We start from the raw sequence: 18299 nt of genomic DNA, 5'->3' as shown, positions 1-18299 counted from the left end.
CTTGTCCGGAATGACGGCGCGTTTGATCCGGTTGACTCTTGCTCGGTCGACTACGGCTTCGGCGCGAGCGAGCCGGGATTGAAGGCTCCGCCGAACGGGGACGGGTTGGCCGGCGCGGGAGCCGACGGCGCAGGCGCGGCGCCGGGCGGAGCGATCGAGTTCGGGTTGAACGCGCCGCCGAATGGCGAGGGATTGCTGGAGGGCGCTGCCGGACTCTGCGCCGGCTGCGGGGCCTGCTGCTGGATGCGGCTGCGCTGCTCCTGCATCAGCCTTTCCTGGATCTGCTGCTTTTCGCGCAGGATGTCGGCGCGGCAGGCGTCGGCGTCGTTGCGGCTGGCGAGCCAGGCGACGAGTCCGGCGAAACACAAAAGCATCAGCAGGATCGCGCCGGGATGGGTCAGCAGCCGCGTCGCCGGGTTCGCGTAGAGCCGCGACTTGCCCGCACGGCCGCTGCGCAGCAGCTCCTGCCGGCGGGTATGGGCCTCGTTGACCATCGCGCCGATCAGCGTCACCGCGATGATGATGACGGCGAGCGCCGACAGGGTCGGGTCGGTGCCGAGCCTGATCTTGGACGCCAGCGCCGTGGTGAAGGTGTTGCCCGAGAGGATGGTGAAGACCGTCGTGTTGTAGTTCTCGAACGAGGCAAGGAAGGTCAGGAACGCCGCCGAGCCGATCGCCGGCTTCATGAAGGGCAGCAAAATTTTCCGGAACGCCTGACCCGGCGTCGCGCCGAGATCGAGCGCGGCTTCCGTCAGCAGCGGGTCGAAGCGCTGCAGGCGCGCGCTGAAGATCAGCATCGCATAGGAAGCGATGAAGGTGACCTGTCCGAGCAGGGTCAGGAACAGCCCGTTGTAGAAGAGCGAGCCATAGCCGGCCCCGAAGAATCGGGCGACGCTGCCCCAGAACACGATGGTCGAAATGCCCAGCACCACGCCGGGGATGAGGATCGGCGTGATCAGCGCGGCATACAGGCCCGCCCGCATGCGCGGGCTGACGTCGGCCAGCGCCAGCGCGCCCGCCAGCCCGATGGGAACCGCAAACAGCACCACGGCGATGCCGATGCCCAGGCTGGTCCACAAGCCCGACATCAGCCGGTCGTTGCGCACGAGGAGGCCAAACCAGTCGGTGGTGAAACACTCCCAGGGCACGACGCGCGGAAAGGCCGAGGAATTAAAGGCCGTGACCACCATGATCAGCAGCGGCCCGAACAGGAACAGGAAGAACAGCAGCGAATAGCCGAGCGCGAAGACGCCGCCGCCTGCCCCGGAGCGCGTCATCGGCCGATCGCCCCGATCGAGACCTTGAAGACGCGCATCAGCACGAAGACGAGGCTGAGGCAGACCACCAGCAGGATGGTGGCGTAGGCCGAGCCTCGCTGCCAGTCACCTGCGTCGTTGAACCATTGATAGATGATCTGGGTGAACCAGAGATTCGACGGGCCGCCGAGGATTTGCGGAGCGGCCAGTGCGCCGGCCGTCAGCATGAAGACCATGGTCGCACCGGACGCGATGCCGGGCTTGGCGACGGGCAGCACGACGCGCCAATGCACCCGCCACCAGCTCGCGCCCATATCGCGCGCCGCCTCGATCTGGTTGCGGTCGAGCGTCTCGACCGCGTTGTAGATCGAGAACACCATCAGCAGCACATAGGTGTAGGCCAAGCCCGAATAGAGCGCGACATCGGCGCGGATGAAGTCGATCGGCGAGGACCAGAGCCCCAGCGCCTGGCCGACGCCGTTGATCACGCCCGTCGCGCCGAAGAGGACGCGGAAGGCGAAGGCGCGCAGGATCTCGTTGATCCAGAAGGGCACGATCAGCCCGATCACCATCAGCCTCGCGCCGACCCCGCTGGCGGAATGGGCGAGGATGAAGGCGATCGGGTAGCACAAGGCGATGTCGATCAGCGTCACCACGATCGCCGCGATCAGCGTCTTGAGCAGCACGCCCATGTCGAGCGTGTTCACGCCGCTGCCGCCGCCAGTGAAGAAATAGCCGTAATTCTGCAGCGTGTAGACGTCCTTCGCACCGCCGATCTCGGCACGCGGCAGGTTGTGGCGGAAGGACACGTCGAGCATCGCCAGTTGCGGCAGCACGATCAGCACGACGATCCAGAACAGCACCGCGCCGCCGACGAAGACCGCGACGCCGAGCCCATGGCGGGCGGCGAAATCGCTGACAATCCGGCGCGCAGCTTCCATCGCTCAGCCGCTCCGGCTCGCATCGGCGGGAAGCACGCTCGCCTGCTCCGGCCGGAAGCCGACCCTGACCGGGCCATCGCCCGAAGGCGCGATGCCGTCCGTCGCCGTGTTCATTCGATAGAGCCGAAGATCGACCCCGCCAGCGTTGAGATACAGCGTGCGGATCGAGCCCTCGAACTCCTCATTGACGCGGGTCGCCGGGAACGCGTTCGGCATCGCGTCGCCCTCGGCCAACGCGAGTTGCTCGGGGCGCACGAACAGCAGGCAGCGTTCGCCGGCCGCATAGTCGCGCCCGCCGGCGGCCTGCCCTGTGAGCGGTCCCAGCGGAGTGTCGAGCGTCACCAGCCCGTCCTGCTGAGCAAGCACGCTGCCGGGAATGGTGTTGGTCTCGCCAACGAAGGAGGCGACGAAGGGCGTCTTCGGCCGGTTGTAGATCGTCTGCGGATCGCCGACCTGCTCGATGACGCCGGCATTCATCACCGCGACCTGGTCCGACATGGTCAGGGCCTCGCCCTGGTCATGGGTGATGTAGATGAAGGTCAGCCCGACGCGCTGCTGAATCTGGCGCAGTTCGGTGCGCATGTGCTGGCGCAGTTTGAGGTCGAGCGCCGAGAGCGGCTCGTCGAGCAGCAGGATGTCGGGTTCGGCCGCGAGCGCGCGTGCGATCGCGACGCGCTGGCGCTGGCCGCCGGAGAGTTCGTGCACCTTCTTGTCGCCGGTGCCGGGCAGCGCGATCATGTCGAGCAGTTCGTCGGCGCGCCTGCGCCGGTCCTTGCGGCCGACGCCACGCACCTCGAGCGGAAAGGCGATGTTCTCGGCTACCGTCAGCAGCGGAAACAGCGCGAGGTTCTGGAAGATCAGCGCGGTCGGGCGCTTGTTGGAGCCGACATTCTTCATATCCTTGCCGCCGATCAGCACCCTTCCCTCGCTCGGGGAGACGAAGCCGGAGATGCAGCGCAGCAGCGTGGTCTTGCCGCAGCCGGACGGACCAAGGAACGAAAAGAACTCGCCGCCCTTGATCGCGAGATGCGCGTTGTCGACGGCCTGATAGCTGCCGAACCGGATCGATACGTGTTCGAGGACGACGTCCCGGCTGTTCATGCTGGTCCTGGATCGAGGGATGTTGCGCACCGTCGTCCCGGACGCAGCGAAGCGGAGAGCCGGGATCCATTCCGGAACGGGTCAGGAATGGGATCCCGGATCGGCGCGGCTTCGCCACTTGTCCGGGATAACGCGCGGAGACGGTCTGGATGTCGCGTACGGCCTCAGGAGCTCATGAACTTGTTCACGAACTCCGAGCGCTTGGTGGCGTACCAGGGCGCCTCGGCCGGCCAGGGGTTGAGCTTGGCCAGCGCGTCCCCCGGATAGGCGTCGGCGAAGTTCTTCGCGTAGGTGTCGCCGCCGAACTTGTCGGCGCCGATGACCGGCGAATTGTAGCCATGGGTCTTGATCGCCTCGCCGGCGAGCTTGGCGTCGTAGCAGGCCGCGATGAAGGCGTAGACCTGATCGATGTTCTTGGCGCCGATCGGCAAAGCGAGCCCATCGACCCAGGCCATCGCGCCCTCGACAGGCGCGCGGTACATCACCGGCTCGCCGGCGGTCTTGAGCGCGATCGGCGGGCCGTCCCAGGTCTGGCCGACAATGACGCCCTCGTTGAGGAGACCGTTCTTCTGCGCGTCGGCGTCGTTCCAGAGCAGCTTGAGGTTCTTCTTCTTCTTGATCGCGACCTCGGTCAGCTTGGTCCAGACCTCCGTCATCTTGTCGGGGCCCGAATAGGCCGCCCAGACCGAGCCCGGCGCAAGCTCGCCACGACGCTCCATGCCGAGCCCGAGGCCCACCATCATCGAGGACCCCCGGCACATCGTCTTGCCGGCATTGGCGTCGTCCCAGACGTCGTAATAGCTCGGCGCGGGGCCAGCCGGCGTGAACTTGTCGGTGCGCCAGGCGATACCCTCGGTGCCCCAGAGATGCGGCAGCCAGCAGGAGCCCTTGCCGCCGAAGTTCCAGTGCGCCTCGCCCAGCGCCATGGCCGGGTTCACCTTCTCGATCGCGACCTTCTTCATGTCGAAGGGCTGGAGCAGGCCGAGGTCCTTCCAGAGCGGATTGCGGTTCACCGTCGGCGTGACGATGTCGAAGCCCTGACCGTTGGTCGCCTTCATCTTGTTCAGGATGTCGTCGTTCGAGCCGATGCCGGTGAAGTTGACCTTGATGCCGCTCGACGCGGTGAAGGCCTTGACGAAGCTCTCGGGCAGGTAGTCCGACCACATCATGATGTTGATCTCGCCCGACGAGGCGAGCGCCGACGGGCTGATGATGGCGGGCATGGCGACGCCCGCACCGGCTGCGGCGGCGAGCTTCAGAAAATCACGGCGGGCGACGGTGGCAGTGCCAGGCTTCTTGATCATCGTGATCCCCTCTGATGTGACGAGCTGCGGTTCTTGCCGACGCTCCGGGCCGGAAACGACCCGGAGGCCGGACCCTGCCGGAACGCTATTGCGACAACTCAAGCAAGATTAGAGCCACACCGGGGAATCGATGGGTCCAGCTTCACGCGGCCGCGGCCGACATCGAGCCGGCGAAGCATTGTCGGGGTCGACCTACCGTTTCAGGCGTCGAAAGGCAGCGAGACCGGTCCGCCCGGTGCGAGATGCGTATAGGCCAGCGTCTGGTCGAGATGGCGCGCCCGCAGCGCCAGCAGCTTCTCGGCATAGCGCAGCCTGACCGCGATGAAGGCGGGATCGTCCGCGAGATCGCGGCTTTCGCCAGGGTCGGCCTTCAGTTCGAACAGCAGCGGCGGCAGGCCGGCGAAATGGACGTATTTGAAGGCTTCGTCGCGGATGACGGCTAGATTGCAGGCGTTCGAGCGCAATCCGAAATGCGCCTCGGGCGCGCCGTGAGCGATGTCTCGAAAGTCGAACTCCCAGAAGGCGGCGTTGCGCCAGCCAGACGGCGTACGCCCTTCGAGGAAAGGCAGCAGCGAGCGGCCATCCTGATGGTTTTGCGGCGCCTGCCCCAGCCGCTCGGCCAGCGTCGGCATGATGTCGGCAGCTTCCGTGAAAAGGTTCACCCGCCGGCCGCCGTGCCCGCTCATGACGGGATCGCGAATGATCAGCGGAATGTGATAGCTCGCATCGAAGAAGCCACCCTTCCCGAGCAGCCAGTGATCGCCCGCCATCTCGCCATGGTCGGAGCAGAACACGATCAGGGTGTTCTGCCACTCGTCGCTGGTGCGCAGCGCCTGCCAGATTCGGCCGAGTTGAGCATCGACCTCGGCGATCATGCCGAAATAGACGGCGCGGAGCGCCGCGATCTCGTCGGTGCTCCAGTCCTGAACGCGGCCCTTCGCGCCATGGACAAAGCCGCCTTGCGTATTCTGCGCGATCTGGAAGGCGAGATAGGGGTGGAGCGCGGCCTCAGTCTCGCGATCGACGGCGCGGACGAAGGGCGGCCCGTCGTTTGGCGCAAACATCGTGTTGTAGGGCTCGGGCACGACGAAGGGCGGGTGCGGCCTCAGGAACGAGACATGGGCGAACCACGGCGCGTGCTGCTCGCCATGCCAGCGCAGGAAAGCATCGGTGAGGTAAGCGGTCTGGGTCTCGTCGCGGCCATAGCGCGGCGGCGCGTTGCCGATCGCACCGCCTACACCCGCTGGATTGTGCACGCCACGGTCCGTAGCATCGGCATGGCCGCGCTCGCGTAGCCATGAGAGCCAGGGCCTTTCATGCTCGGGCAGAAGCTCGCGCACCGAAAAGCCCGGCAGCACGCCCTCATAGGTCGTCAGATGCGGATCACCCGGCGCCATGCCGCGCGGATCGAGCGAGACGTCGGTATACCCGAATAGCGTCGGATCATATCCGGCGCGCCGGCCGAGTTTCGCGATCGTGTCGAAACGGGCGTCGAGCGGCGAACCGTTGCGGCAGACGCGATGGTTCATCTGGTAGAGGCCGGTATAGAGCGAGGCGCGGGCCGGCGAGCACGGCGCGGCCCCGGCGAAATGCCGCGCGAAGAGCACGCCTTCTGCGGCAAGCGCGTCGAGATTGGGCGTCCGCACGCATGGATGGCCGATCGCGGACAGACAGTCGCCGCGCCACTGGTCGGCCGTGATCAGCAGGATGTTGGGCTTCATGGGTTCAAGCCGGATTCAGCGATCGTCCTCCAGCCGGTCGATCAGAGCGGGCAGTTCGGCGACCGTGCCGATGACATAGTCGGCACCGGCCGCGAACAGTTTTGCCGCGACGCGTTCGTGCAGCGCCTGACGCTCGGCGGCGGGCAGCGCGGCCAGTTCGGCCGGCGTCAGACCGGCCTCGTTGCCCGACAGGGTGAGCCCGACCGTGAGGCAGCCGGCCGCGACGCCCTCGGCAATGCCGGGCTCGGTATCGTCGACCTTGATCACGGCCGAGGCCGGATGGACCATCAGGTCGAGGAAGCATTTGTACATGCCGATCGGCGTCGGCCGGCCCAGCGGCAGATCGTCGGCGCAGACGAGATTGTCGGGCGCATAGCCCTGCGCGGCGGCCAGCGGCAGCACGCGTTCCATGATCGAGCGGGTGTAGCCCGTGGTCGAGCCGATCTTCATGCCCCTGGCCCGAATATGGTCGACCGCCTCGAGCGCGCCGGGAATGAGCGTGCAGTAGTCGCTGACGACCTCCTCGTTTAGCGGCACGAACAGGGCATAGACCTGGTCGATCGCCGCTTCGTCAGGGAGCGCGCCCTGCGCCGCGCGCCAGCCCTCCGCGATGTGGGGCTCAGCCAGCATGGCGGCGATATGAGAACGCTTGGGCAGGCCCATGGGTTTGCGGGCGTCGGCGATCGTGACTGTGACGCCGAACTTGGCGAAGGTGTCGACGAAAGCGCCCATCGGCGCAAAGGAGCCGAAATCGATCATGGTGCCGGCCCAGTCGAACACCACTGCCTTGAACTTGCTCATGCCGCGCTCCCGTAGAGGTCGTCGATCGTCTCTTCGCCGATGCCAAACGCAGTCGACGCGCCGCAGCCAGAGGTCACCACCACGATCCGCACCGCGTCCGACGGCTTGTCGGTGAAACGCCAGCGCCCGGGGGCCGAGGCGTAGGTGCCGATCCAGCGCTCAACGACCTGGCGGCCGGGCAGATCCAGCACCGCGTCGAACTCGTCGAGGATCAGGCGGTCGACCTCTTCCGAGCCGAACGGGTCTGGCGTCGTCGCATAGTGGTGGCTGTCGCCGACGACGAGCGAGCCGTCGGCCGACTGGGTCACGATCAGATGGATGCCGTTTTTGCGGTGCGCGGCCATGTCCGTATCGAGCCGGCGCTTCAGCGGCTCTGCTTCCGGCAGTTCGGCATAGCCGAGATAGCGGCCGAGCCCGAGATCGGACATCACGGCCGTGTTCAGGGCAACTGGCGAAGCCGGCATGACGCGCAGCATCTGCAGCTTGCAGCGGGTCACGCCATAGGCCGCGATGCGCTCGGGAAAGAGCGCGGTGTATTCGTCGCCGGGACAGACGATGACGGCCTGCGCCTCGATCACGCCGCCATCGGCCGTGATCAGGCGCGGAGCCTCGACCGCCACGACGCTGGTCGACCAGCGGAAGTCGACGCCATGATGCTCCGCCAGATATCGCGCGACGAGCGGAATGGCCTGGCGCGATTCCACCCGGACGTCATGGGTGCTGTACAAGGCGAGCGCGACCGCCTCCGGCCGCAGGCACGGCACATGCGCGCGGGCCTGCGCGGCTGTCAGGCGCATGCAGCCCTCGCCCATTTCGGTACGCAGGAAGGCCTCGATCACGGCTTCCGATTCCGGCAGGCGCGCGGCCAGCACCAGCCCGCGCTGAAGGATGTCGATGCCGGCTGCGTCGGCGATCTCGACCCAGACATCGCGCGCCCGGCGGGCGAGGTTCCAGCAGTCGCCGGCGCCCTGCCCGGTCACCGTGACGAAGCCGAAATTGCGGACGGACGCGCCGTTGGCCTGGGCATCCCGGTCGATCACGACGACGCGCTTGCCGCGCCGGGCAGCGGCGAGCGCATGGCCGAGACCGACGATGCCGGCGCCGACAATGGCGAGATCATAGGCCACCCTCAGACCTCGCGATCGATCGCGAAGCCGGCGAAGGACTGGCTCGCCGGCATGATCCCGAGGTTGATTTCGGCGTCGTGGACCTGCGGGCAAAGGCCCACGCAGCAGCGCAAGTCCGTCGCGCCGAGACCTGCCGTCGCCCCCCAAGCCATGCTCGTTTCCGTCATCTTCATGCTCTCTTGCCAGACCGCGCGGCCGGCCCGTTCCTCCTTTGCAGGAGGCGGGCCATCAATGACAAGTGCATGACTGCGTCGCGCGGGACCGAGCATAAGCTGTCCGAGTGGACACGCGCTGCGCCGGCGTTCAGCCAAGCCGTTCGCGTAGTCCGCATCTGCGCAGGACGCGTTCGACGCAAGGCGCGCCGCCATGCCAGTATCGTCGCGCTTACAACGAAAGAGACGCAGATGCCGACCGCCACATCGACCCGCGCCACGCCCTACCGCACGCAGAACTGGAGCCTGACCAAGCCGTCGGCGAGCGGACGCAACGGCATCGTCGTGTCGCAGAACCGCGAGGCGGCGGAGGCCGGCGCGGCGATCCTGGAGGCCGGCGGCAATGCAGCCGACGCCGCGGTCGCGGCCTGCTTCGCGCTCGCTGCGGTCGAACCATGGAACAGCGGGCTTGGCGGCATCGGCTTCGCGCTGGTGCTGAAGGCTGGAGACACGCAAGCGAAGGTCGTCGATTTCGGCCCGATCGCCCCCCACCGCGCCGATCCGGCCGACTATCCACTGACCGGCGCTATGAAGAACGATCTCTTCACCTGGCCCGAGGTGGTGGGCGATGTGAACATTCACGGGCCGCTCTCGTTTTGCATCCCCTCCTCGGTGGCGGGCTACGCCAGGCTTCAGGAGAGCTTCGGCTCGGGCCTGCCTGTGGCGCAATTGCTGGCCCCGGCCATCGCGCTCGCCAAACGCGGCCTGGCGCAGGACTGGTACACAACGCTGAAAATCTCCTCCTCCGCCTCGGTGCTGCGGCTCTATGAGGAAAGCGCGCGAATCTATCTGCGCAGCGGCCTGCCGCCGGTGCCGCCCTATCAGGGTGAACCAAGCTTCTTCCCGCTCGGCAACCTCGCCGCGACGCTGGAGCGGCTGGCCAAGGCCGGCCTGCGCGATTTCTACGAGGGCGAGACCGCAAAGCTGCTCGCCGCCGATATCGCCAGGGCCGGAGGCGTGGTCGATGCGACCGACCTTGCGGGTTGCCAGGCGACCGTTCGCGACGCACCGACCATCGACTGGCGCGGCAGCCACCTGCTGCACACTGCCGGCGGCCTGACCGCCGCGCCGACATTGGCGCAGGTCGTCGAAGGCATGGATTCGGCGGCGCTACCCGCGAGCGGACCCGGTGCTGCCTGGTTCGCGCAACTCTCGACCGTGATGCGGCAGGCCTATGCCAGCCGGCTCGAAGGGCTTGGCGCGGCGACCACGGCCAAAGAACCCGGCGACACCTGCACCACCCATCTCACCGTCGTCGACGGGCAAGGCAATCTCGTTTCGGTGACGACGACGCTGCTCTCCTCGATGGGCAGCCGCGTCGTGCTGCCCGAGAGCGGCATCCTGATGAACAACGGGATGATGTGGTTCGATCCACGCCCCGGCAGCGCCAATGCGATCGCGCCCGGCGCGCGACCGCTGTGCAACATGTGCCCGGTGATCGTGACGCCGAAGGATGGTTCTTGGCCGCGACAGGCCGGCGGCTCGTCGGGCGGGCGGCGCATCCTCGCCAGCGTCTATCAGATGCTGGCCTGGACGCTCGATTTCGGCATGGACATCGACGCGGCCGCGCATCAGCCGCGCATCGACGTCTCAGGACCGGGCTCGACGACAGCAGACATGCGCCTGCCCGACGAGACACTGACCGCGCTGGAGCAGGCCGGCCCGCTCTCGATCGTGGAGCATGGCGTGCTGCCGATCAACTTCGCCTGCCCCAACCTCATCAGCGTCGACAAGAGCGGCGCACAGGGCGTGAGCGATGCAGTCTCACCCTGGTCGGCGGCGGTGGCGGCAACGAAGTAATCTTTGCTGGTTGACGAAAACCGGTCGCAAGACCCTCACCGTCATTCCGGGCGCAGCAAAGCGAAGACCCGGAATCCATCGTAAAGCGTAGTACCTTCCGATGGATTCCGGATCAGCGCCGCTCCGCGGCTTGTCCGGAATGACGGCAATGCCTGCAATCTCGACTCACACCCGCCGCAGACCCCAGGGATAGGGAGCCGAGCCCTTGAGCATGCCGGTCATGCTCTTGCGATAGGCGGTGCGGATGACGAACTGCCCGAGCGGAATCGTCGCGACATCCTCCAGCGCAAGACGGCCGAGCGTGGCGGCGGCCTTCTTCTGGCCGGCCTCGTCGGGCGCATAGAGCCATTCCTCGGCAAGTTCCTCGGCCTTGGCGCTTTCATACCAGCCGAACCAGGCCTTCGCGCCCTGCCCGCGCACGAGATAGGACAAGGCCGGGTTACCCCAGCCCGCCGTCGAGCCATTGGTGTGGAAGACGCTCCAGCCACCCTTTTCGACCGGCTCGCGGCTGTTGCGGCGCTGGATCACCGTGCCCCAGTCGCTGGCCGACATCTCGACGTTCATGCCGAGCTGCTTCAGCAGTTCGAAGGTGACGTCGCCGAGCGGGCCGATATCGGGAAAGTCGGTCGGGTTGATGATGACGACCTTTTCGCCAGCATAGCCCGACTCTTTAAGCGCGACCTTCGCCTTGGCGAGGCTCTGCGGCATCAGGTCTTCCTGCTCGCCGGTGTAGTAGGGCGTGCCGCGCCACCACAAATTTCGGCAGGTCTGCCAGACCGAGGTGTCGTCGCCCTGCGCGGCGCGCATATAGTCTTCCTGGTTCACGGCCATGCGGACCGCCGCCCGGACCTTGGGATTGTTGAAGGGCGGTTGCAGATGGTTCAGCCGCATGATCGAGCCGCGCCCGACCTCGTCGGTGACCTCGCGGGTGATGTCGGGGCTTTTCGCCAGCAGGGGCTGCAGATCGGCCAGAGGGCGCTCCCACCAGTCGACCTCGCCCTTGATCAGCGCCGAGGAGGCGGTCGCCGGGTCGGGCAGGATCTGCCATTCGATGCGCTTGAAATGGGCGACCTTGCCGCCGGCATTGCGGCTGGCTGGTTCGGCGCGCGGCTTGTAGCCTTCGAACTTCTCGTAGCCGACCTTGCTGCCTGAGACATACTCGGCGGGCAGGAAACGGTAGGGACCAGAACCGGTCACCTCGGTGATCTGCTTCGTCGAATCGGTGATGGCGAGCCGTTCGGGCATGATGAAGAGCGGCGCGTCGGCCTTGGCGAGCACGTCGAGCAACAGCGGGAAGGGGCGCGTCAGCCTGATCTCGAAAGTGCGGTCGTCGATCGCCGCCATGCTGTCGGTGACCTTGGCGAGAAGCTGGCCGTAGGGGTCGCGCTGGCACCAACGCTTGATGCTCTGGATGCAGTCGGCGGATTTCACCGGCACGCCGTCATGGAAGATCAGGCCGTCGCGCAGCCTGATGCGCCAGGTCTTGCCGTCCGCTGAAACCTCATGACCCTCGGCCATCTGCGGCTGCGGTTTCCCGCCCAGATCGAAGCCGTAGAGCGTATCATAGACGTAGTAGCCGTGGTTGCTGGTGACCGTCGCCGTGGTCCAGACCGGGTCGAGTGCGGTGAGATTGGCCTGCGGCACGAACCGCATCGTCGTCGCCGTGCCCTGCGCACGGACCGGGCCGGCGAGCAGGTTGCCGGAGGCTGCGAGCGCGGTCGCGCCCTTCAGGAATGTGCGGCGTTTCATCGGCTCGTCCCCCTCTGTCGTACGACTGCCGCACGCGCGACAGGCTTTAGTCGAAACCCAGGAAGCCCGGAGCATTGCGCAAAGGCGCGGCCGCCGCCAGCTTTCCGATGTCGGGCACCGGGCGGGCGGTCAGGCTGTCGCCGGCAAGCGCAGCCTCGAGCGCGGCCGCGACCGCCAGCACCTTCGCGTCGCCGCCGCGCGGGCCGACGATCTGCAGGCCGAAGGGCATGCCGTTGCGGTCGAGCCCGACCGGCAGCGAGATCGCGGGATGGCCGACATTGGTGACGGCATAGGCAAGGCTGAGCCAGTGGAAATAGGTTCGCGTCGGCGTGCCGTCGATCTCGGCGGGGTAGAGCTCCGACCAGGGTCGCGGGCTCAGCGTCACCGCCGGCGAGAGAATGACGTCGTAGTGCTCGAAGAAGGACTGCCAGTTCTTGTAGAGCACCGTCTGCTGTTTGAGGGCGCGCGTCACGTCGAGCGCGCTGTAGCGCAGCCCCTCGGCGACATTGGCCCGGACATTGGGGCCGACAAGATCGGGGGTATCGCGCACGCGCTCATAGGCGCCGGCGAGAAAGGCGACCGCGCGCAGCACCTCGAAGGTCTCGTCGGAGCCGGCACAGTCGGGTGTCGCCTCCTCCACCCCGGCGAAGAGATGGCTGAAGGCGGAGGTCTTCGCCGCGAAGACCTCACGGATGTGGCGCTCGGTCGGGGCGAAACCAAAATCAGGCGTCAGCGCGACTTTCAGCGAAGCAAGGTCGATCGCCGCAGGCCGGCGAAATCCTCCGGCCGGCGCACCGTCCTGCCATGGATCGTCGTCGCCAGCGGATCGGCCGCATCGTCGGAGACCATCGCCGAGAGCAGCAGGCAGAGATCGGGCACGGTCCGGGCCATCGGTCCGAGCACGCTCAGCGGATTCCAGCCGAGCGGGCGCTTTTCGCTGGGCACCAGCCCCGGTGACGGCCGGAAGCCGACGATGCCGTTATAGGCGGCGGGATTGCGCAGCGACCCGCCGGTGTCGGAGCCGGTCGCGATCGGCACCATGCTCGTTGCCAGCGCGACACCCGAGCCGCCCGACGAGCCGGCCGCGCATTTCATCGGGTCGAACGGATTGCCCGTCGCGCCGTAGACGGCGTTGCGGGTGTTGGCGCCGGCGCCCCATTCGGGCGTGTTGGTCTTGCCAAGCACGATCGCGCCGGCCTTGCGGCAATTGGCGACGATCAACTGGTCGTGCTCGGGGACATGGTCGGCGAAGAGCTGGCTGCCGTAAGTGGTGCGCAGGCCCGCGACGTTCTCCAGATCCTTCACGCCCAGCGGCAGGCCGTGCAGCGGCCCCAGAGCCTCGCCGCGCATCGTCGCCGCGTCGGCCTGCTTGGCCGCGATGCGGGCCCGTTCATCGTCGCGCGCCACCATGGCGTTGACGGCGTGGTCGACCTTGTCGATCCGGGCGATGCAGCTTTCGAGCAGTTCGCTCGCAGAGAGTTTTTTGGAGCCGATCAGGGCGCGCGCCGCGACGGCGTCGAGTTCGCAGGGTTCGGTCAAGGCGGGATGGTCCTTCGTCGGGTGGTGCGCCATGCGGGACGCACGCCGGCGATGGAGGCACGCCGTGGGCCGCTTTGTAAACCGGCTTCAGCGCACGCCGAGCCGGCGGCAGAACCACAGGCTGACGATGCTCAGCATGATGATCGCCGTCAGATAGATGCCGGGGCTGGTGCGGTCGCCGGTCTGGGCGACGAGCGCGGCCGCGACGAGCGGGGTGACGCCGCCAAACAGGAGCTGGCCCAGCACATAGCTCAGCGAGATGCCCGTCGTGCGCCGCCGGACCTGGAATAGATCCGAGAGCAGCGCCGGCGCGGTCGCGAAGTAGCCGGAATACATCACGAAAGCGAGCAAAGCCTGGATGGTGACGAGCTTGGCAAGCGTCGGTTCGTGCACAAGCCAGATGAACAGGGGATAGGTCATCAGCAGTCCGACGATCGCGAAGACCAGCATCACCGGGATGCGCCCGACCCTGTCGGAAAGATGCCCGAACATCACCGGCATGATAGTATTGATCAGGCCTGCAACCATGGTGCCGATCAGCGCCTGTTCCGTCGTGAGCTTCAGCGTGGTGATGGCGAAGGTCGGCATGTACTGGTTCATGAAGCTGCCGGCGGCCCCCGCCGCGACCACGCCCGCGCCGATCAGCACGATGCGCTTGTCATGGGCGGCAATCTCACGCAGCGGATTTTTGGCGTGTTCGGTCGTGGCGAAGAGCGGACTCTCCTGCGCGCGCTTGCGGATGTACCAGGCGACCGGGCCGATCATTACGCCGAACACAAACGGAATGCGCCAGCCCCAGGCCAACACCTGGTCGGGAGTCAGCAGCGTGTTGACCGCATAGGCCGAAAGCGAGGCCAGGAGCACCGAAAAGCCCGAACAGGCCCATTGGATCGAGGCATAGAAGCCGGCGCGCTTGGGATCCTGCTCGGCCATCAGCGCAGTCACGCTGCCGAACTCGCCACCCGCGGAAAAGCCCTGAACCATCCGCGCCAGAATCAGCAAGATCGGAGCCGCCAGGCCGATGGTGGCGTAGGTCGGCAGGATCGCGGTCACGCCCGTCCCGACCATCATCAGCAGGGCAGAGAGCACCATGGCAGGCTTGCGGCCCGCCTTGTCGGCGTAAGCGCCGATGACCATGGCCCCGAGCGGCCGTACCAGCCAGGCCGAGGCGAAGGTGCCCAGCCCGAGCAGGATGCCGACCGTCGGGTCGGCCGTCGGAAAGAACAGCTTGGCGAAGACCGGCACGAACATCGCGTAGATGACCAGGTCGTACCATTCGAACACAGCCCCGATCGAGCCGGCAAGGACCGTGCGCCGGATCGCGCGGTCGCGCTCGGCATCCGCCTTTACAGGCACATTCGCATGCGAGAGCGCGAGATCGGTCATGGCGTCGGTCCTTTTGCTGGCGCGGCGGCGCCGTGGGGAGCGAAACGGGCGATGGAGCGGGCTTCGGTCGGCGTCGGGCTCGTGACGTCGCTGGGCCGTTCGGACCGCCTGCCGCCGGCGTCATGGCCGCCAACCGCCGCGCCGTCGATGCGGGTGTGGGATTGCGGCGTCAGGAGGTCCATCGGCACCTCTGTCGGCGGGCGCGTGACCGCGTTGGATCGTGGCGCCGGATTACGTTCCGGCAAGAAAGGAACCGCCGCTCAAGCGGGTCAACAACGAATTCCATCATCAGGAACTTTTGTCGTCGCAATTTTGATATATGGAATTATTGTTCGATCCTTGGCCGATTGTATCCATGACCGAAAACCTCGAATCCCGCTCTAGCCTTCGCCGCTCTCTCGCTCTGCTCCGCATCGTCGCGGCAGGGGATACGGCCGGCATGCGGTTGAAGGATATCGCCGGCACAGCCCAGTGCAGCCAGCCGACAGCGCACCGCGCTTTGCGCGATCTCACGGCGGAGGGTTTTGTCGAGCAGGTGGCGGGCGGCAAGCGCTATCGGCTGGGGCTCGATTTCTTCGTGCTGGCGGCGCGTGCGGGACAAGCCGGGGGTCTGCGCGATCTGGCGTCTCCGGCGCTGCTGCGGCTGTCCGCCACGCTGGGCGAGACGGTCTTCCTGCTGGTGCGCAGGGGCTATGACGCGATCTGCCTCGACCGGGTCGAGGGCCCCTTCCCGATCTGCACCTTCACGGGCGACATCGGCGGCAAGGTGCCGCTCGGACTAGGCCAGGGCAGCCTCGTCATGCTGGCGCATCTGCCCGAGCCCGAGCGCGAGGCCGTGATCCGCTTCAACATGCCCCGCCTGCTCGATCGCGGCTATCTCGACGAGGCGGCGCTGCGCAACGCGCTCGCCAAGGCGCGGGCGCAGGGTTGGGTCAATCTCAATGCCGGCCTCATCCCGGGCATGGCCGGCGCGGCCGTGCCGATCCTGGATCCGGAGGGACGCGCGGTCGCCGCGCTCAGCGTCGGGACGTTGGCTGAGCGCCTACATGACGAACGGCTGCCGAATGTGGTCGCGATGCTGCGAGCCGAGGCGACGGCGCTGGCGGCGCAGCTCAACCCATTCGACAAGGTGCTGCGCCACCCCGCCCGCAGCCTGAGCACGATCGCCGTCTAGGAATCGGCGGACGGCCTTCTGCTGCAATGCAACATGGGCGGTCGTCGATTCCAGGGCCGGAGCCCACGCGCCCAAAAATCAGCCCTCCGCCGGTGCCTAGAGCGCTGGGTCGTAATAAGCCTATTTTATAGGCATTTATTGCTGGCTTGGGTGCGTTGCTAAGCGCTCAACGCGGCCGTCTTGCGAAACATGAAACGAATATTAACTCGCCATGCTCCAAATGCATAACGGAATTGACCTCGCGCCTCTGTTTCAGGCAGGCCTGCTCCCATATATGCAGTGCACAACGAAATTGTCGCTGTGGGCACCGTCCCGAGCCGGAATAACCAAGGACCACCAAGATGTTCGTCACCATGATCGCCGCCAAGATCCGCTCTTACCTCCGCTACCGCGAGACCGTTCGCGAGCTGTCGCGTCTGACCGACCGCGAGCTCGACGACCTCGGCCTGTCGCGTTCGGAAATCCCCTTCGTCGCTCGCAGCCACGCGCTCGTGTGAGGTTCAGGGCCATCTGGCCCATCAAGTAGTTCTCCCGGGTTCTTGTCCTCCCCTCGGACCTGGTCGAAGAGCGAATGCCCGCCGCAAGGCGGGCATTTTGCGTTTTGGCGGTGTTTTGTTTTAGGCGTCTTGCTCTTGACGCCGCGACCACCTGCCGACACATCGCAGGCATGACACATAAACCCGTTCACATCATCGGCGGCGGTCTCGCCGGTTCGGAAGCAGCCTGGCAGGTCGCCTGCGCCGGCGTCCCGGTCGTGCTGCACGAGATGCGCCCCGTGCGCGGTACCGAGGCTCACAAGACGGAAGGGCTGGCCGAACTGGTCTGCTCCAACTCCTTCCGCTCCGACGATTCGCTAAGCAACGCCGTTGGTCAGTTGCATTGGGAAATGCGCCGGCTCGATTCGCTGATCATCGCCAAGGGCGACACGCATCAGGTGCCAGCGGGCGGCGCGCTCGCCGTCGATCGCGACGGGTTCTCGCAGGCCGTAACGGCGGCGCTCGAAGCCCATCCGCTGGTCACGATCGACCGTGCCGAGATTGCAGGCCTGCCTCCCGCCGATTGGGACAATGTCATTATCGCGACCGGCCCCCTGACCTCGCCGGCGCTGGCTGCGGGGATCCAGTCGCTGACCGGGGAGGATTCGCTCGCCTTCTTCGATGCCATCGCGCCCATCGTCCATTTCGATTCGGTCGATATGGACCAGGCCTGGTTCCAGTCGCGCTATGACAAGGTCGGCCCCGGCGGCACCGGCGCCGACTACATCAACTGCCCGCTCGACCGCGACCAGTACGAGGCTTTCATCGACGCGCTGCTCGCGGCCGAGAAGACCGAATTCAAGGAGTGGGAGGGAACGCCCTATTTCGACGGCTGCCTGCCAATCGAGGTGATGGCCGAGCGCGGCCGCGAGACCCTGCGCTGGGGGCCGATGAAGCCGGTCGGCCTGACCAACCGGCACAATCCCACGGTCAAGGCCTACGCCGTGGTGCAACTGCGCCAGGACAATGCGCTGGGCACGCTGTTCAACATGACCGGCTTCCAGACCAAGCTGAAATATGGCGAGCAGGCCGCGATCTTCCGGATGATTCCCGGCCTCCAGAACGCCGAATTCGCAAGGCTCGGCGGCATCCACCGCAACACCTATCTCAACTCGCCGAAACTGCTCGACGAGCGGCTGCGCCTGAAGGCAGATCCGCGCCTGCGCTTCGCCGGCCAGATCACCGGCTGCGAGGGCTATGTCGAGAGCGCGGCGATCGGCCTATTGGCGGGGCGCATGGCGGCCGCCGAGCGCCTCGGCCGGGAGCTGGAGCTGCCGCCGGCCACGACTGCGCTCGGCGCGCTCGTCAACCACATCACCGGCGGACACATCGTCACCATCGACGAGGGCCCGCGCTCGTTCCAGCCGATGAACATCAATTTCGGCCTGTTCCCGCATATCGAGAGCCAGGCGACGCATGGTCCCGACGGCAAGAAGCTGAAGGGACCAGCCAAGAGCGTCGCCCGCAAACATGCTCTGACGGCGCGGGCGAAGGTGGAAATGGAGGCCTGGGCCGGCGGGGTTGCGGTTCAGGCGGCGGAGTAGATCGCCTATCGCAGAACATTGCCGTCATTCCGGGCGCAGTGAAGCGGAGACCCGGAATGCATCGTAGGGCACCGTCAGTGTCTTACGATAGATTCCGGATCGGCGCGG

Annotated in this window: 14 protein-coding genes and 1 pseudogene; 4 read left to right on the top strand and 11 right to left on the bottom strand. The window is 66.6% G+C overall.

All coding sequences use genetic code 11. From position 1 onward, the window contains the following. Window positions 1-50 precede the first annotated feature (50 nt). The 8 genes from AC1DZY_RS02460 to AC1DZY_RS02425 form a co-directional block, all read right to left on the bottom strand. The gene (locus tag AC1DZY_RS02460; protein ID WP_476818465.1) at window positions 51-1277 is read right to left on the bottom strand and encodes an ABC transporter permease; all 1227 of its coding nucleotides are present in this window, start codon (window positions 1275-1277) and stop codon (window positions 51-53) included. Next, window positions 1274-2197 carry an ABC transporter permease gene (locus AC1DZY_RS02455; RefSeq protein ID WP_476818464.1) on the bottom strand — a complete coding sequence of 308 codons (924 nt, stop codon included), beginning with the start codon at window positions 2195-2197 and terminating at the stop codon, window positions 1274-1276. Before AC1DZY_RS02455 ends, AC1DZY_RS02460 begins: the two co-directional genes overlap by 4 nt. Before the next feature lie 3 nt (window positions 2198-2200). Further along, a complete protein-coding gene (locus tag AC1DZY_RS02450; protein WP_476818463.1) occupies window positions 2201-3298 on the bottom strand; it encodes an ABC transporter ATP-binding protein in 1098 nt (365 codons plus the stop codon). Window positions 3299-3462: 164 nt separating this feature from the next. Next, complete coding sequence (locus AC1DZY_RS02445) at window positions 3463-4602, bottom strand: extracellular solute-binding protein (RefSeq protein ID WP_476818462.1); 1140 nt, start codon at window positions 4600-4602, stop codon at window positions 3463-3465. Between the two features lie 200 nt (window positions 4603-4802). Beyond that, on the bottom strand, window positions 4803-6323 hold the full coding sequence (locus AC1DZY_RS02440; RefSeq protein ID WP_476818461.1) for an alkaline phosphatase family protein: 1521 nt from the start codon (window positions 6321-6323) through the stop codon (window positions 4803-4805). A gap of 15 nt (window positions 6324-6338) precedes the next feature. Further along, window positions 6339-7124, bottom strand: a complete 786-nt coding sequence (phnX, locus tag AC1DZY_RS02435; protein WP_476818460.1) for a phosphonoacetaldehyde hydrolase — start codon at window positions 7122-7124, stop codon at window positions 6339-6341. Further along, window positions 7121-8257, bottom strand: coding sequence for a TIGR03364 family FAD-dependent oxidoreductase (locus AC1DZY_RS02430; protein WP_476818786.1), 1137 nt, complete (start codon window positions 8255-8257; stop codon window positions 7121-7123). Before AC1DZY_RS02430 ends, phnX begins: the two co-directional genes overlap by 4 nt. Next, window positions 8254-8619, bottom strand: a complete 366-nt coding sequence (locus tag AC1DZY_RS02425; protein ID WP_476818459.1) for a hypothetical protein — start codon at window positions 8617-8619, stop codon at window positions 8254-8256. Before AC1DZY_RS02425 ends, AC1DZY_RS02430 begins: the two co-directional genes overlap by 4 nt. A 36-nt stretch (window positions 8620-8655) precedes the next feature. On the opposite strand from AC1DZY_RS02425, the gene AC1DZY_RS02420 reads away from it, so the two are divergent. Then, window positions 8656-10263, top strand: a complete 1608-nt coding sequence (locus AC1DZY_RS02420) for a gamma-glutamyltransferase (RefSeq protein ID WP_476818458.1) — start codon at window positions 8656-8658, stop codon at window positions 10261-10263. A gap of 165 nt (window positions 10264-10428) precedes the next feature. Here AC1DZY_RS02420 and AC1DZY_RS02415 read toward each other — a convergent pair whose 3' ends face one another. The 3 genes and pseudogenes from AC1DZY_RS02415 to AC1DZY_RS02405 all read right to left on the bottom strand — a co-directional run bounded on the left by AC1DZY_RS02415 (window position 10429) and on the right by AC1DZY_RS02405 (window position 14937). Beyond that, the gene (locus AC1DZY_RS02415; protein WP_476818457.1) at window positions 10429-12012 is read right to left on the bottom strand and encodes an ABC transporter substrate-binding protein; all 1584 of its coding nucleotides are present in this window, start codon (window positions 12010-12012) and stop codon (window positions 10429-10431) included. A gap of 46 nt (window positions 12013-12058) precedes the next feature. After that, window positions 12059-13551: pseudogene (locus AC1DZY_RS02410) on the bottom strand (amidase). Window positions 13552-13638: 87 nt separating this feature from the next. After that, window positions 13639-14937: an MFS transporter gene (locus tag AC1DZY_RS02405; RefSeq protein WP_476818456.1), complete on the bottom strand. Its 1299-nt coding sequence runs from the start codon at window positions 14935-14937 to the stop codon at window positions 13639-13641. Between the two features lie 355 nt (window positions 14938-15292). Here AC1DZY_RS02405 and AC1DZY_RS02400 point away from each other — a divergent pair, with 355 nt between their 5' ends. The 3 genes from AC1DZY_RS02400 to trmFO all read left to right on the top strand — a co-directional run bounded on the left by AC1DZY_RS02400 (window position 15293) and on the right by trmFO (window position 18191). Next, window positions 15293-16111: an IclR family transcriptional regulator gene (locus AC1DZY_RS02400; RefSeq protein WP_476818455.1), complete on the top strand. Its 819-nt coding sequence runs from the start codon at window positions 15293-15295 to the stop codon at window positions 16109-16111. Window positions 16112-16452: 341 nt separating this feature from the next. Beyond that, complete coding sequence (locus AC1DZY_RS02395) at window positions 16453-16608, top strand: DUF1127 domain-containing protein (protein WP_476818454.1); 156 nt, start codon at window positions 16453-16455, stop codon at window positions 16606-16608. A gap of 170 nt (window positions 16609-16778) precedes the next feature. Beyond that, a complete protein-coding gene (trmFO, locus tag AC1DZY_RS02390) occupies window positions 16779-18191 on the top strand; it encodes a methylenetetrahydrofolate--tRNA-(uracil(54)-C(5))-methyltransferase (FADH(2)-oxidizing) TrmFO (RefSeq protein ID WP_476818453.1) in 1413 nt (470 codons plus the stop codon). The last annotated feature ends 108 nt before the right edge of the window (window positions 18192-18299 follow it).

The organism is Allobosea sp. P2_A10 (assembly GCF_056405115.1).
The sequence above is the reverse complement of the archived record's forward strand: the minus strand, read 5'-3'. Positions and strand labels throughout refer to the sequence as shown.

Bases quoted from the DNA above. Each gene is read 5' to 3' on its own strand.
- AC1DZY_RS02400 (WP_476818455.1), top strand. From the start codon at position 15,293: ATGACCGAAAACCTCGAATCCCGCTCTAGCCTTCGCCGCTCTCTCGCT.
- phnX (WP_476818460.1), bottom strand. From the start codon at position 7,124: ATGAGCAAGTTCAAGGCAGTGGTGTTCGACTGGGCCGGCACCATGATC.
- trmFO (WP_476818453.1), top strand. From the start codon at position 16,779: ATGACACATAAACCCGTTCACATCATCGGCGGCGGTCTCGCCGGTTCG.
- AC1DZY_RS02425 (WP_476818459.1), bottom strand. From the start codon at position 8,619: ATGGCGGCGCGCCTTGCGTCGAACGCGTCCTGCGCAGATGCGGACTAC.
- AC1DZY_RS02420 (WP_476818458.1), top strand. From the start codon at position 8,656: ATGCCGACCGCCACATCGACCCGCGCCACGCCCTACCGCACGCAGAAC.
- AC1DZY_RS02450 (WP_476818463.1), bottom strand. From the start codon at position 3,298: ATGAACAGCCGGGACGTCGTCCTCGAACACGTATCGATCCGGTTCGGC.
- AC1DZY_RS02445 (WP_476818462.1), bottom strand. From the start codon at position 4,602: ATGATCAAGAAGCCTGGCACTGCCACCGTCGCCCGCCGTGATTTTCTG.
- AC1DZY_RS02460 (WP_476818465.1), bottom strand. From the start codon at position 1,277: ATGACGCGCTCCGGGGCAGGCGGCGGCGTCTTCGCGCTCGGCTATTCG.
- AC1DZY_RS02405 (WP_476818456.1), bottom strand. From the start codon at position 14,937: ATGACCGATCTCGCGCTCTCGCATGCGAATGTGCCTGTAAAGGCGGAT.
- AC1DZY_RS02395 (WP_476818454.1), top strand. From the start codon at position 16,453: ATGTTCGTCACCATGATCGCCGCCAAGATCCGCTCTTACCTCCGCTAC.
- AC1DZY_RS02440 (WP_476818461.1), bottom strand. From the start codon at position 6,323: ATGAAGCCCAACATCCTGCTGATCACGGCCGACCAGTGGCGCGGCGAC.
- AC1DZY_RS02415 (WP_476818457.1), bottom strand. From the start codon at position 12,012: ATGAAACGCCGCACATTCCTGAAGGGCGCGACCGCGCTCGCAGCCTCC.
- AC1DZY_RS02455 (WP_476818464.1), bottom strand. From the start codon at position 2,197: ATGGAAGCTGCGCGCCGGATTGTCAGCGATTTCGCCGCCCGCCATGGG.